This window comes from Comamonas sp. BIGb0124 (assembly GCF_003752175.1).
GTDB lineage: Bacteria > Pseudomonadota > Gammaproteobacteria > Burkholderiales > Burkholderiaceae_C > Comamonas_F.
In genome coordinates this window covers 682836-696617 of sequence record NZ_RJVF01000009.1, presented here as the reverse complement: position 1 = coordinate 696617, position 13782 = coordinate 682836, and the positions used below count along the sequence as shown (strand labels likewise).

General features: G+C 68.1%; 9 protein-coding genes. 6 read left to right on the top strand and 3 right to left on the bottom strand.

The genetic code is table 11. The features are described 5' to 3' along the window. Positions 1-14 precede the first annotated feature (14 nt). The 3 genes from metG (at position 15) to EC845_RS09260 (ending at position 5045) form a co-directional block, all read left to right on the top strand. Positions 15-2096 (top strand): methionine--tRNA ligase, encoded by a 2082-nt coding sequence (gene metG / locus EC845_RS09270; protein WP_123297440.1) that lies wholly within the window; start codon positions 15-17, stop codon positions 2094-2096. Positions 2097-2306: 210 nt separating this feature from the next. Further along, positions 2307-3704: an argininosuccinate lyase gene (argH, locus tag EC845_RS09265; RefSeq protein ID WP_123297438.1), complete on the top strand. Its 1398-nt coding sequence runs from the start codon at positions 2307-2309 to the stop codon at positions 3702-3704. A gap of 315 nt (positions 3705-4019) precedes the next feature. After that, positions 4020-5045: an SGNH/GDSL hydrolase family protein gene (locus tag EC845_RS09260; RefSeq protein ID WP_123297435.1), complete on the top strand. Its 1026-nt coding sequence runs from the start codon at positions 4020-4022 to the stop codon at positions 5043-5045. A 12-nt stretch (positions 5046-5057) separates the two neighbouring features. On the opposite strand, the gene opgC is transcribed toward EC845_RS09260, so the two are convergent. Next, a complete protein-coding gene (opgC, locus tag EC845_RS09255) occupies positions 5058-6359 on the bottom strand; it encodes an OpgC domain-containing protein (protein ID WP_123297432.1) in 1302 nt (433 codons plus the stop codon). Between the two features lie 343 nt (positions 6360-6702). Between opgC and EC845_RS09250 the strand changes: the two genes are divergently transcribed. The 3 genes from EC845_RS09250 to EC845_RS09240 all read left to right on the top strand — a co-directional run bounded on the left by EC845_RS09250 (position 6703) and on the right by EC845_RS09240 (position 10327). Next, a complete protein-coding gene (locus EC845_RS09250) occupies positions 6703-7389 on the top strand; it encodes a response regulator transcription factor (protein ID WP_123297430.1) in 687 nt (228 codons plus the stop codon). Next, the gene (locus tag EC845_RS09245; RefSeq protein WP_123297427.1) at positions 7386-8741 is read left to right on the top strand and encodes an ATP-binding protein; all 1356 of its coding nucleotides are present in this window, start codon (positions 7386-7388) and stop codon (positions 8739-8741) included. The genes EC845_RS09250 and EC845_RS09245 overlap by 4 nt, the downstream gene beginning before the upstream one ends. A gap of 119 nt (positions 8742-8860) precedes the next feature. Continuing rightward, positions 8861-10327, top strand: coding sequence for a phospholipase D-like domain-containing protein (locus tag EC845_RS09240; RefSeq protein ID WP_233597993.1), 1467 nt, complete (start codon positions 8861-8863; stop codon positions 10325-10327). An 81-nt stretch (positions 10328-10408) separates the two neighbouring features. Here EC845_RS09240 and EC845_RS09235 read toward each other — a convergent pair whose 3' ends face one another. Continuing rightward, the gene (locus tag EC845_RS09235; protein ID WP_123297424.1) at positions 10409-12550 is read right to left on the bottom strand and encodes an alpha/beta hydrolase domain-containing protein; all 2142 of its coding nucleotides are present in this window, start codon (positions 12548-12550) and stop codon (positions 10409-10411) included. Between the two features lie 207 nt (positions 12551-12757). Continuing rightward, positions 12758-13753 (bottom strand): tripartite tricarboxylate transporter substrate binding protein, encoded by a 996-nt coding sequence (locus EC845_RS09230; RefSeq protein WP_123297421.1) that lies wholly within the window; start codon positions 13751-13753, stop codon positions 12758-12760. Positions 13754-13782: the final 29 nt, after the last annotated feature.

The following is a 13782-nucleotide window of genomic DNA, read 5'->3' as shown; positions in this document are numbered from 1 at the left end:
CAAGCCTTGCATCGATGTCCCAACGCAAATTCTTCGTCACCACCGCTCTGCCGTACGCCAACGGCAACTTCCACATCGGCCACATCATGGAGTACATCCAGGCCGACATCTGGGTGCGTTTCCAGCGCATGCAGGGCCATGCCGTGGATTTCGTGGGAGCCGACGATGCCCATGGCGCACCGATCATGATCGCGGCCGAAAAGGCCGGCAAGACACCGCAGCAGTTCGTCGCCGACATCGCCGCCGGCCGCAAGCCCTACCTCGACGGCTTCCACATCGCCTTCGACAACTGGCACTCGACCGACGCACCTGAAAACCATGTGCTGGCGCAGCAGATCTACCTCGACCTCAAGGCCGCCGGCCTGATCGAGACGCGCACCATCGAACAGTTCTTCGACCCCGACAAGAACATGTTCCTGCCCGACCGCTTCATCAAGGGCGAGTGCCCGCGCTGCCACACCAAGGACCAGTACGGCGACAACTGCGAGAGCTGCGGCGCGGTCTATGCGCCCACCGAGCTGATCCAGCCGTACTCGGCACTGTCGGGCGCCAAGCCGGTGCTCAAGCAATCCGAGCACTTTTTCTTCAAGCTTTCGGATCCGCGTTGCGTGTCGTTCCTCGAACAATGGACACAGGACGGTCAGCACGTGCAGCCCGAGGTGGCCAACAAGGTCAAGGAGTGGTTCACCGTCCGCACCAACCCGGACGGCAGCACCAGCGAAGGCCTGGGCGACTGGGACATCAGCCGCGATGCCCCGTATTTCGGCATCGAGATTCCCGACGCGCCGGGCAAGTATTTCTATGTGTGGCTCGACGCCCCCGTGGGTTACCTCGCTTCGCTCAAGAACCTGCTGGACAAGCGCGGCGAGGACTACGAGGCCTACATGGCCGATCCCAGCCTCGAGCAGTACCACTTCATCGGCAAGGACATCGTGACGTTCCACACGCTGTTCTGGCCCGCCATGCTGAAGTTCAGCGGCCGCAAGACGCCCGACCGGATCTGCGTGCACGGCTTCCTGACGGTCAACAACGGCGAGAAGATGAGCAAGAGCCGGGGCACCGGTCTCGACCCGCTGAAGTACCTGGGCCTGGGCATGAATCCCGAATGGCTGCGCTATTACCTGGCAGCCAAGCTCAACGGCCGCAACGAGGACATCGACTTCAACGCCGAAGACTTCCTGGCCCGCGTCAACAGCGACCTGGTGGGCAAGTACGTCAACATCGCCAGCCGCGCGGCAGGTTTCCTGTCCAAACGTTTCGGCGGCAAGCTGGGCGCGATATCGGCCGACGGCCTGCAACTGGTGTCGCACCTCACGGCGCAGAAGGACACCCTGGCACGGCTCTACGACAGCCGCGACTACGCCCGCGCCATCCGCGAGGCGATGGCCTGCGCCGACCTGGTCAACGTGTATGTCGATGCCAACAAGCCGTGGGAACTGGCCAAGCAGGAAGGCCAGGACGAGCGCCTGCAGGATGTCTGCAGCACCTGCATCGAGGCCTTCCGTTTGCTGACCATCTACCTCAAGCCCGTGCTGCCGCAACTGGCGGCGCAGGTCGAGGCCTTCCTGCAGGTCGAGCCGATGACGTTCGCCGATGTCGACGACCTGCTGGGTGCGGGCCATGCCATCGGCACCTACAAGCACCTGATCCAGCGCGTGGAAGACAAGCAGCTCGATGCGCTGCTGGCCCCTCCCGAACCGGTCCCGGCGGCCGCTGCCGAGAGCGCCGAGCCGCCCGGAGGCGAAGCCCTGGCCGAAACCATCACCATCGACGACTTCGCCAAGGTGGATCTGCGCATCGCCCGCATCGTGGCGTGCGCCCCCGTCGAAGGCTCGACCAAGCTGTTGCGACTGACGCTCGATGCCGGCGAAGGCCGTACGCGCAACGTGTTCTCGGGCATCGCCAGCGCCTACAAGCCCGAAGACCTGCAGGGCAAGCTGACCGTGCTGGTGGCCAACCTCGCACCGCGCAAGATGAAGTTCGGCATCAGCGAAGGCATGGTGCTGGCGGCCAGCCATGCCGACGAGAAGCAGCAGCCCGGCATCTACGTGCTCGAACCCTGGCCCGGCGCACAGCCCGGCATGCGCATCCATTGATGCCGCGGCGACAGGTGCGCCGGCGCCTGTCTGCCCGCCCCTGCCGGCGGCCCTGAAACGGGTCTGCTGGCCGATTCGGCGGGGCGACCGATAAAATCCCCGCTTCGTGCTGCTTCACCTGACCGAAGAAACGCGGCGAAACCGTGCAATGCGTGTGCGATGCATCGCCCGTCGGCGCCCTCTTCCTCAGTCACCCTTACTGGCCTTCCGATGTCTTCCAATCAACTCGACAAAAAATCCGAAGCGTGGTCCGCGCTGTTCTCCGAACCCATGAGCGACCTGGTGATGCGCTACACCGCCAGCGTGTTCTTCGACAAGCGCCTGTGGAAAGCCGACATCGCCGGCAGCCTGGCCCATGCGGACATGCTGGCCGCGCAAGGCATCATCGGCGCGGACGACCTGACGGCCATCCAGCAGGGCATGGCCCAGATCACCCAGGAAATCGAGTCCGGCGCGTTCGAGTGGAAACTGGCCCTCGAGGACGTCCACCTCAACATCGAGGCCCGCCTGACACAGCTCGCCGGCAATGCCGGCAAGCGCCTGCACACCGGCCGCAGCCGCAACGACCAGGTCGCCACCGATGTGCGCCTGTGGTTGCGCGACGAGATCGATCTCATCGGCGGACTGCTGAGCGACCTGCAGAAGGCGCTGGTGGAGATCGCCGACCGGCACGTGGACGTGATCCTGCCGGGCTTCACCCACCTCCAGGTGGCGCAGCCGGTGAGCTTCGGCCACCACATGCTGGCCTATGTGGAAATGTTCGCACGCGATGCCGAGCGTTTCTCGGACATCCGCCGCCGTGTCAACCGCCTGCCGCTGGGCGCCGCGGCCCTGGCCGGCACCAGCTACCCGCTCGACCGCGAGCGTGTGGCCCGCACGCTGGGCATGGAAGGCGTGTGCCAGAACAGCCTGGACGCCGTCAGCGATCGCGACTTTGCGATCGAATTCACCGCTGCGGCCTCGCTGGCCATGATTCACATCAGCCGCTTCAGCGAGGAGTTGGTGCTGTGGATGAGCCAGAGCTTCGGTTTCATCGACATCGCCGACCGCTTCTGCACCGGCTCGTCGATCATGCCGCAGAAAAAGAACCCCGACGTGCCTGAACTCGCCCGCGGCAAGACCGGCCGTGTGGTGGGCCACCTGATGGGCCTGATCACCCTGATGAAGGGCCAGCCCCTGGCCTACAACAAGGACAACCAGGAAGACAAGGAACCGCTGTTCGACACGGTGGACACGCTCAAGGACACCCTGCGCATCTTCGCCGAGATGGTGGGCGGCATCACCGTGAAGGCCGAAGCCATGGAGCGCGCGGCGCTCAAGGGCTACGCCACGGCCACCGATCTGGCCGACTACCTGGTGAAGAAGGGCCTGCCCTTCCGCGACGCGCACGAAACCGTGGCCCACGCCGTCAAGACGGCCATCCAGGAAGGCGTCGACCTGTCCGAGCTGTCGCTCGACGTGCTGAAGACCTTCAACCCGGCGATCGAACAGGACGTCTACGCGGTGCTGACCCTGCGCGGCTCGCTCGAGGCCCGCAATGTGCTGGGCGGCACCTCGCCCGTGCAGGTGCGTGCGCAGATCGCACGCCACCGCACGCGGCTGGTCTGATCGGCCCGGGTTCGCAGGGCACGGTATCGCCCGTGCCTGCCGGACGGCAAGCTCTCGCGAAGAGAGCGGCTGGCGCACGGGATGAAAGATGGACAGGCCTGGCGGGGAACTCGCCAGGCCTGTCGCGCTCTTACCACACACTTGTGTTCTCCAGCGGACAGCCCGCGACAGCCGGCACGCCTCGGCGTAGCATCCGGCCACTCTCGAATCCGGGACGGCAGCCATCGTGTGCTGCGCCGGTTCAATCGAGCCGTCCGCGCCAACCGATTACCCATCATGTCTTCAGCAACCCGGTCCCTCTGGCACCGTGGATGCATGTTCCGCCTGACCGCCCTGACCAGCACCCTGCTGGTTTGCGGTCTGGCCGCAGCGCAGCCCGGCGTCACAACCCCCGCTCCTCTTGCCCCCACGGCCCAGCCCGGCACTTCGCCAGGCAGTGCATCGGCCGTTCAGCCTGCGCAAGGCACGGCAGGCAACACCGTGCAGACGGCTCCGCCGCAGGCCACCGCCGCGCCGGCGGCGGCCGCGGCGGCCGCGCGCTCGCCCGATATGCCCGCACCGCATGGCGTGCTGGGCGCCCCCATCGCGCCCAGGACGCCCGCGAACACCGTGGTGCCCGAAAACCCCCGTGTGCCGGTGCCCAAGCCGGTGCCCCAGGCCTATGTGCAGTGGATGACCACCATGGCGCAGTTTGCCGAGGCCGACCGCGCCAACCCGCCGCCTCAGGACGGCGTGCTGTTCGTGGGCAGTTCGACGGTGCGGCTGTGGAGCAGCCTGAAAGCCGACTTCCCGCAGGTCGAGAAAGTCATCAATCGCGGGTTCGGCGGCTCGACCATGGCGGACAACGCCTATTTCGTGGACCGGCTGGTCCTGCCCTACCGGCCGCGGCTGCTGCTGGTCTATGCCGGCGACAACGATCTGGCGATGGGGCGCTCGCCCGAACGGGTGGTGGCGGATTTCACGGCCTTCTTCGAAGCCGTGCGGGCCGATCTGCCCAACACCCGCATCACCTACATTTCGATCAAGCCGAGTCCCTCGCGCGCGCAGTTCGGGGCCAAGATCGCGATCACCAACACCCTGATCCAGCGTTATCTGGAAACCCAGGCGAACACGGATTACGTCGACATCTACCACCCCATGCTCGACGACCAGGGCAAGCCGCGCCCCGAACTGTTCCTGCAGGACCAGTTGCACATGAACCGCGAAGGCTACAACATCTGGAAAACCGTGATCGCGCCGCATCTGCCCGCGCCCAGCGGCCCATTGCCGCCGCCTGTCCCGCCCAGCACACGAGCCGGCCAGGACGCAGCGGCTGCCGCGTCGGTGGCACCGTCGCGCTGAAGCCGGCGCGCTTCAGGCGGCCGGCCGGCCCGGTGCAGCGGCCGATGGCAGGGACGTCCCTTCGGCGACGCCTGCCACGGCATCCTTGACCGCCGACGGCAGCGCGACACCCGTCTCGGCACGCGCCGCACTGCCCGACGTCCGACGAACCGGTGCAACCGGCACCGTGGCACCGGAGGCCGGCTTGGCGCGCACCGGCAGCCCCTTGGCCGCACGCCGCCGGTCGCGCCACAGGGTGACCCAGGCCACCGCGTACAGCGAGCCGAAACAGCCGGCCAGCAGCAGGGCGTCCCCCCACCACGGCCGCGCATACTGGTCGCCGCCCTGCGTGCCCAGCACCAGCAGCACGAACACCAGATGCGCGCAGAACACCGGCAGCGAGGCCTGGCCCAGGGTCTCGAGCACGCGCAGGCGCGGCAGCCGGGCCATCAGCCAGGGGCCGAACTCGACGGTGACGATGATGAGGGCAAACAGGTTCACCATTCGCAAGGGGCCCAGCGTCCACTTCTCGAACCACAGATTGCGCACCATGTCGGCCCCGAAAGGCGCCTGGCCGTAGTAATGGCGCCAGGTGAGAAAAAACACGCTCACCACCACGGCCGCCATCACGCTCCAGCGTGGAAACTCGAACATGCTGGTCTGCCCCTGTGCGCGGGTCGAGCCCATCCACAGCCCCATGATCCACAGGAACTGCCAGGCCCAGATCGAGAACGAGCCGGTCTGGCTCAGCGGGACGCGCAGGTCGATGGCTTGGGCGATGACCTCGTACAGCCAGTTCCCGAATCCGAACTGCGACGCGAACCACAGGATGGCGCTGGCCGTCAGGATGGCACTCCAGCCATGGCGCAGTCCGCGCGAGAGGATGGCCGGACTGGCGGCCATGAACAGCACGTAGATCGGCAGGATGTCGAGCAACGGCGGTCCGTAGATCAGCGCCAGGCTGGAAAACCAGGCCATGACCGGATGCTCGAAGTAGAACGACAGCAGGCCGGTCGCGGCCGGCTGTTCGCGGCGCACGGCCAGAGCCGCAAAGACCGTGAACAGAAAGACCAGCGTGGCCACCTGGCACAGGTAGACCTTGATGGCCCGCTCGCGCAGCGACTTGCGCATGGTGCGCAGGCCATCGCGCAGGCCGCGGCGGCTGTAGACCATGCCGGCCATGAAGGCCGACAGCAGCACAAAACCTTCGGCCGCCGAGACATAGCCGAAGGGCTGCCCCGTCGGGGTGGTCAACCGGGTCGGCAGATGGGTGAGCGTCATCAAGACCAGCATCAGGCCTCGCAACGCATCCAGTTCCCACAGTCGTTTGCTCATCTTTTCTGTTGTGTCATGGGTGCTGCCCACCTGCGCGGGGCAGGCATGCGGCTCAAGCGGAATCGGGCAGCCGCCCTGCGGGCCTGCCGCATTCGTCTCCCTGCGGGTCGTCGGGCTTGGAAGCCGGACCGGGGGGCGAAGTTGCGTTCCCCGGATCGCGGCGTGCCGTCGGTCTATTGTCGCGCATGAAACGGCGGTTCGCAGCGCCGCGTTGCGACCGCCCGGGGCCGTCCACCGGCCGGGCCGGCGATCGACCTGCAGGCGCAGGCCCTGCCGGAAAGCCGGCGGCGAATCCTAAGCGTCTCTTAAGCCGCAGGCGCGCCGGGATGTGGACAATAGGCCCATGCGTATCCTGCTTGTGGAAGATGACGAGATGATTGGCGAAGTGGTGCTCGACGCCTTGCGCGAGGGCCACTATGCGGTCGACTGGGTGCGCGACGGCGCCGTGGCCGATGCCGCACTCTCCAGCCAGCCCTACGACCTCGTGCTGCTGGATCTGGGGCTGCCCCGGCGCAGCGGACTGGAGGTCCTCAAGGCGCTGCGCGAACGGCGCTCGGCCGTGCCCGTGCTGATCGCCACCGCCCGCGATGCGGTGCAGGACCGCATCGCGGGGCTCGACGCCGGTGCCGACGACTACATCGTCAAGCCCTACGATCTGCAAGAGCTGCAGGCCCGCATCCGCGCCCTGCTGCGGCGCAGCGCGGGCCAGGCCCAGCCCTGCTTCGAGCAACACGGCGTGCGGCTCAACCCGGCCACCCACGAGGCCTTTGTGCAAGACCAGCCGGTGAGCCTCTCGGCGCGCGAATGGGCGGTGCTCGAGCCGCTGATCGCACGCCCGGGCGTGGTGTTCTCGCGTGCGCAGCTCGAGGACAAGCTCTACAGCTGGAAGAACGACATCAGCAGCAATGCCGTCGAGGTCTATGTGCATGGGCTGCGCAAGAAGCTCGGCGCCGGCCTGATCCAGACCGTGCGCGGCCTGGGCTATGTGGTGCCGCGCGATGCGGCCACGCCGCCGGAGTCCACCCCATGAAGGCCGACTGGCGCTGGCGCCATTCGCTGCGCGGCCGCCTGACCGTTCTGCTGCTGGGCGTGGTGCTGCTGGCGGCCGTGTTTCAAGGCGTGAGCGCCTATCACACGGCCCAGAGGCAGGCCGATGCCCTGCTCGACGCCCATCTGCAGCAGATGGCCGATGCGCTGCGCGGCGGCGTGGCCAGCCGCAATCCGCAGGTCTCGCCGTTCACCGCCGATCAGGAACAGGCCCTGAACGACCTGCTGGTGCAGATCTGGGGCAACGACGGCGCCCCGCTCTTCCAGTCGCCCAATGCGGACCTGCCCCGGCGTGCCATCCTGGGTTTCTCGGACATCAACGTCGACGGCTCACGCTACCGGGTCTACTCGCTGCAGACGCCGCTGCAGACCATCCAGATCGCGCAGGACATGACGGCCCGGCAGCAACGGGCCCGTGCCATGGCCTGGCGTGCCGTCTGGCCGATCGCCGCCGCCGCCCCCCTGCTGATGCTGGCGGTCTGGGGCGTGATCGGACTGTCGCTGCGCCCGGTCGAGCGGGCCCGCCGGCAACTGGCCCAGCGCCACGCGGGCGCGCTCACGCCGCTGGCGCTCGAGGGCCTGCCCAACGAGGTCTTGCCTCTGGTGGAGGAACTGAACCTGCTGTTCGCCCGTGTCCAAGCGGCCTTCGAAGCCCAGAAGAGCTTTGTCGCCGATGCGGCCCATGAACTGCGCTCGCCCCTGACGGCATTGAAGCTGCAGGTCCAGACACTGCGGCCGACCGCCGGCGACGCGGGGCAGCAACGGGCCGTGACGCGGCTCGAACAGGGCATCGCACGGGCCTCGCACCTGGTCGAACAACTGCTGCAGCTGGCGCGCGAGGAAACCGGCGACACCTCGGCCGTGCCCCGCCGCCATGCCGTTCAGCCGGTGCTGCAACTGGCCGTGGCCGACGTGCTGCCCCAGGCCCAGGCGCGGCGCATCGATGTGGGCTTGACCCCGGGTTCGGCGCACGATCCGGTCACCTCGGCGACACCCGAGTCGCTGCGCATCCTGCTGCGCAACCTGCTGGAAAACGCCATCAAGTACGGCCCCGAAGACAGCGCGGTCGATATCGGCCTGGCGCAGGACGGCCAGGGCCGCCCCGTGCTGACGATCGACGATGCCGGACCGGGCATTCCCGCCGCGGAGCGCGACCGCGTGTTCGATCGTTTCTACCGCTCGCCCGACCTGGCCGTGCAGGCGGCCGGCAGCGGGCTGGGACTGGCCATCGTGCGCACCATCGCGCAGAACCAGGACATCGCGGTCGCACTCGAGGATGCGCCGGGCGATCACGGCCTGCGTGTACGGCTGACCCTGCCGCGGCCCGCCGGCTGACGCTCCGACGGGCGGGCGGGCCCCCGCACCGTCGGGGCGCATTGTTGGCACAATGGCGCAAACGCCTGTCGCGCGGCCCCGCCGCGTGCCTCCCTTGGCCAACAGATCGCTCCTAGCCTGTGCATCCGCTGACCAATCCCCTGCTGTTGCCCTTTGGCCATCTGCTGTTCATCCTGTTCAGCCTGCTGGTCTATGCGGTCACCACTCACCTCACCCATCAGCGCCGCCATCCCTCGGCGGCTTTCGCCTGGGTGCTGCTGCTGACGCTGGTGCCCTATGCCGGACTGCCGCTGTACCTGCTGGTGGGCCTGCGCAAATACGCCCGTCCGCTGCCCCGCCATCGCAGCACGCTGCCCGAGCTGCCGCTGCCCAACGATGCGCACTGGGCCGTGTCGACCCTCGACGGCCTGGGCCTGCCACCGCCCCAGGCCAACAGCCACGTGGTGCTGCACCGCGACGGCACGCATGCGCTGCGTGAGCTCGACCAGACCATCCAGAGCGCCCATCACACGCTCGACATCTGCACCTATGTGGTCGGCAACGACGCCGTGGCGCACCATGTGGCGCAGCAGCTCAAGGCCGCACGGGCACGGGGCGTCCGGATCCGGCTGCTGATCGACGCGGCCGGCAGTTGGCGCACGTCCCGCCGTTTCCTCAGGCAATTGCGTGCCGACGGCATCAAGATCCGCCTGTTCATGCCGCTGCTGCACAACCCCATGCGCGGGCGGATCAACCTGCGCAACCACCGCAAGCTGGTGGTGGCCGACGGGCAACGCGTATGGACGGGCGGCCGCAATCTGGCGCAGGAGTACTTTCTGCCGCACGCGGGCCACGCGCCCTGGACCGACCTCACGCTGACCGTGCAAGGGCCGCTGGCGCACGATGCCCAGCAACTCTTCAATGCGTGCTGGCGGCGCCACCGCGGCCACAGCACACGCCATCCGGCCGCGCCCATCGTGCGCCGCCCGACGGGCATGCCGCCTGCGCTGGTCCGGGCCTGCACGCAGAAGCCCGAGCCGGGCGACGACGCGGCCGCGGTCTCGCTGCGCCATGTGGCCCAACTGGTGCCGAGCGGGCCGGATCTGGCCGACGACACCGTGCACAGTCTGCTGCTGACCGGCCTGTACCAGGCACGCACCAGCGTCTGGGCGGTGACCCCCTATTTCGTGCCCGACGACAGCCTGCTGGCGGCGCTCAGGCTGGCGGCGACCCGTGGCGTCGACGTCAACCTGATCCTGCCGCGCCGCTCCAACCACCGAATAGCCGACATCGTGCGCGAGCAGCCATTGCGCGATTTCGCGGCCGCCGGCGGCAAGGTCCACCTGGCCCATTGCATGGTCCATGCAAAGGCCGTCGTGATCGACGACAGCCTGGCTCTGGCCGGCTCGCTCAACCTCGATGCCCGCAGCCTGTTCCTGAACTTCGAACTGATGGTGGCGTTCTACAGCGCGGACGACATTGCGCGCGTGCAGGGCTGGATGACCGATCTCGCCGGCCGCTGCGAGCCCTACGCCCTGCCCGAGAAGACCAGCCTGGTGCGCGACATCGGCCAGGGGCTGGTCCGCTGGCTGGGCTTCCAGATCTGAGCGGCAGCGGGCGGGAGGGGCCCGCGGCCCCGCCGGGATCCCGCCGCGGCCCCGCCTCCGAGGCGGCAGGCCTCGAGCGCCTCAGGGCAGGATCACACGTGCCTTCGCCTGGGCGATGCGGAGATCCGCATCCCGCTGCAGCAGCAGACGCTGCGCCACCAGGCGGGCCGCGGCCTGCTCGACGGCCCGCACGTAACCGGCCTGATCCACGTAGAGCTCTTCCAGAGAGGGCCGTGTGTCGCCCGCTGCCAGCCTGGCGGCCTGTGTCCGGTGAAAAGGAATGTAGCTGCCGGCCAGATTGGCCAGATCGGTGATGCCGGGCGTGGCGACGTAGTTGAACTCGATGCTGGTGCCCAGCGGCACCTGGGCCTCGATGCTGCGGATGCCGGCGCGCGTGAGGCCGGTCTGCGGATCGACCTGGGGCACCAGGATGGCGTAGTCGCGGCCGGTGGCATGCGGAGGCAGGTAGGTGGCGATGCCGGACTCGTCCTGCGGGATGTACTGCGGGCCGAAGTCCAACAGCGAGAAACCGTTGTAGCGCGCGAGGTAGTCGAACGCCGGGATCGGCGTCTGCGTTCCGCCCACGGGCCAGCTCAGGCCCCGCATGGTGGGAAAGACCACCTGATCGGGCCGCACCAGCGAGCCGTCGGCGATGCGGGGTACGGCGTTGGCCGGCGGCTCGGTGCCGCGCACCACCCAGTCCTCGAGCGCCATGAACAGGGCGCGGAAGGTGTCGGTGAAATGCACCACGGTGCCCGAGGGATAGACGCTGCGCTGAGGCGCGAAGCCGATGCTCTCGGTGCCGCCGGGGCCGCCATGCTGGGTGCTGGCGTAGTAGTAGATGCGTGCGTTGTCCGGCTGCGCGATGTCGCGCAGGCCAAAGGCGTCGGTCAACACGGGCGAGCCCTGCAGTTGCCAGAACTCGGTGCCCGACAGGCCGAGGAAGAACTTGGGGCAGGTGTTGCTTGCGCTGCAGCGCTTCATCACCCCGCCGGTACGCCCGGACACATCGTCCTGGTAATCGGCTGCCAGCCCACGGGGCGCGGTCTGGCCGAACGCCGTGTGATCGGTGCGCAGGCCGCCGCCGGGCACGGCAAAGCGGGTATTGACGTTGGTCTGACGTGCCGCCACATGGGCGTAGAGGCCATCGAAGACCTTGCCCCCGTCGAGCGACTCGTTGAAGCCCAGGTGCAGGAATGTCTTCATGGCATTGCCCGACTGCGACGTGCCTTGACCCAGGGTGTGGCGAACCGCACCGGCCACGGGGTTGGCCACGCCGTCGGCATCGCGCTCGCGGTGGCGGAAAAAGCTCACGACATCGCGCAGTGCCGCGAGTCCCACGCCCATGACCTTGGGGTCCTTGGCGACGTAGACCAGTTCATACAGATAACGCGGATCGAAGCCGCCCTTGAGACAGATGCTGCTCGCGCTGGCGGTGCCGGGAAAAGCGTTGGCGCCGCTGTCGCAGGTGGCGAACGCCCAGTCGCCGGGGGCGATGGTCACGCGGGGATCGGTCTCGTTGGCTCGCCGGGTCAGCGAGTAGCCGGGCTGCGTGTTGTCGAGTCCGGCCGGCTCGTAGGGCAGCATGCTGCCGTTGAAGACGCCGCCGGGCAGCGACATGGCGGGCGTAGCCGCCGTCGGCACCAGCTCGGCCCGGTAGGGGCCGGTGATGCTGCTGCCGTCGGCATTGCGGGCCACCGGCACGGTGGCGGTCAGGCGCGCGGGGCTGGATTTGGGCACGTCGCCTTGCCAGGCGGCGTACAGCATCACGTATCCCCGCTCGAAATACACGCCGTCGCTGGGCGTGGTCTGCGGATCGGGCAACGTCAGGATGTTGCCGCGATTGGGCGCGTCGTAGCGCAGCACGCCGCTGGCCTTGCTCATGTCCTTGGGCTTGAGCATGACGAAATCGGTCGTGTACTCGACCAGACCCCGTGCGTTGACGGGTGCCAGGGCCAGGTCCTGGATCACGGCATTGCGTGCATCGGCCGGATCGAGCTCGCCGCTGAAGGTGCCGGTGATCTTTTCGTAGGCACCGACATCGCCGTAGCGGCCGGCGAAGTCCTCGGTGGCGCTGATGGCCAGTTTCATGCGCGGGGCCTGCGCGGCGGGCGGCTGGACACCGCCGCCCTCCGAGGCCGAGTCGCCGCTGCCGCCGCAGGCGGTCAGAACGAGCATGGAAGCGCCCAGGGCGATCCAGCCCTTGCTGCTGAAGGGGGTCATGGTTTTGTCTCCTGTCGTTGGTGGAATGCGTCACCCGGCATGCCCTGCGCCGCCCATCGGCGGCGCGGCGCATGACCGGCCTCGCGCTCTCTTTCGGGCGCGTTTTCCGACGGGTGCCGACTTCGCTGTCTTGCGTGTCTCGGGTGGACGGTCACGCGTGCTTCGACGCGTGATGGCAGCCGGGCCTCTTCGGCCCGGATCGGTCTCTTACTCGGGCTCGATGCCGGCGGCGCGGATGACCTGTCCCCACTTCTGCGTTTCGGCGGCCTGGAAAGCGGCCAGTTCCTGCGAGGTGGTGGTCCAGGCCTCGGAGCCTGCCATGTCGTAGAAGGACTTGGCCCCGTCGCTCTGCGTGGCGTGGACCAGCAGACCGCGCAGACGCTCGACGACGGCGGCCGGCGTGCCTGCCGGGACATACGCAGCGAACCAGTAGCCCATGTCGTAGCCCTTGACACCCGCTTCGGCGATGGTCGGCACGTCGGGCAACTGGGCACTGCGTTTCTGCGTGGAATAACCCAGCGCCCGCAGCTTGCCGGCCTTGATCTGCGGCACACCGGTGGAGGTGTCGGTGATCATCATGTCGATCTGGCCGCCCAGCAGGTCGGTGATGGCGATGGGGTTGCTCTTGTACGGCACGTGCAGGATATCGACACCGGCGAGCTGCTTGAGCATCTCGCCGGCCACGCGGCTGGACGAACTGCCGCTGCCGAAGCTCAGCTTGCCCGGCGCCTTGCGGGCGGCGGCCAGCAGTTCGCCCACGTCCTTGAACGGCGCCTGTGCGTTGACCACCAGCACCTGGCCGCCCTTGCCCAGGCCGGTCACGGGCACGAAGTCCTTGACCGGGTCGTAGGACAGCTTGCGGTAGAGGTGCTCGTTGGCCGCGTGGGTGGTATTCGTGGTGATGAGCACCGTGTAGCCGTCCGGCGCGGCACGGGCCACGGCCTGTGCCGCGATCATGCCGCTGGCGCCGGCGCGGTTGTCCACCACCACCGGCTGCTTGCCGTCGGTGGTGACCGACTGGCCGACGGCACGCGCGAGCTGGTCGGTGGCACTGCCTGCGGCAAACGGGACCACGAAGGTGATGGGTTTGTTGGGATAGGCATCCTGCGCCAGCGCAGTGCCTGCGGCGGCCAGGCCGGCGCACAGTCCGGCGGCAGCGACCAGTGCGCGGCGGCGGATCGAGCGTGGGGGAATACGGTTCATGGGTCTTGTCTCCTGATCTGGGTTTATGG

Coding starts and splice junctions, on each gene's coding strand:
- metG (WP_123297440.1), top strand. CDS start 15: ATGTCCCAACGCAAATTCTTCGTCACCACCGCTCTGCCGTACGCCAAC.
- argH (WP_123297438.1), top strand. CDS start 2,307: ATGTCTTCCAATCAACTCGACAAAAAATCCGAAGCGTGGTCCGCGCTG.
- EC845_RS09260 (WP_123297435.1), top strand. CDS start 4,020: ATGTTCCGCCTGACCGCCCTGACCAGCACCCTGCTGGTTTGCGGTCTG.
- opgC (WP_123297432.1), bottom strand. CDS start 6,359: ATGAGCAAACGACTGTGGGAACTGGATGCGTTGCGAGGCCTGATGCTG.
- EC845_RS09250 (WP_123297430.1), top strand. CDS start 6,703: ATGCGTATCCTGCTTGTGGAAGATGACGAGATGATTGGCGAAGTGGTG.
- EC845_RS09245 (WP_123297427.1), top strand. CDS start 7,386: ATGAAGGCCGACTGGCGCTGGCGCCATTCGCTGCGCGGCCGCCTGACC.
- EC845_RS09235 (WP_123297424.1), bottom strand. CDS start 12,550: ATGACCCCCTTCAGCAGCAAGGGCTGGATCGCCCTGGGCGCTTCCATG.
- EC845_RS09230 (WP_123297421.1), bottom strand. CDS start 13,753: ATGAACCGTATTCCCCCACGCTCGATCCGCCGCCGCGCACTGGTCGCT.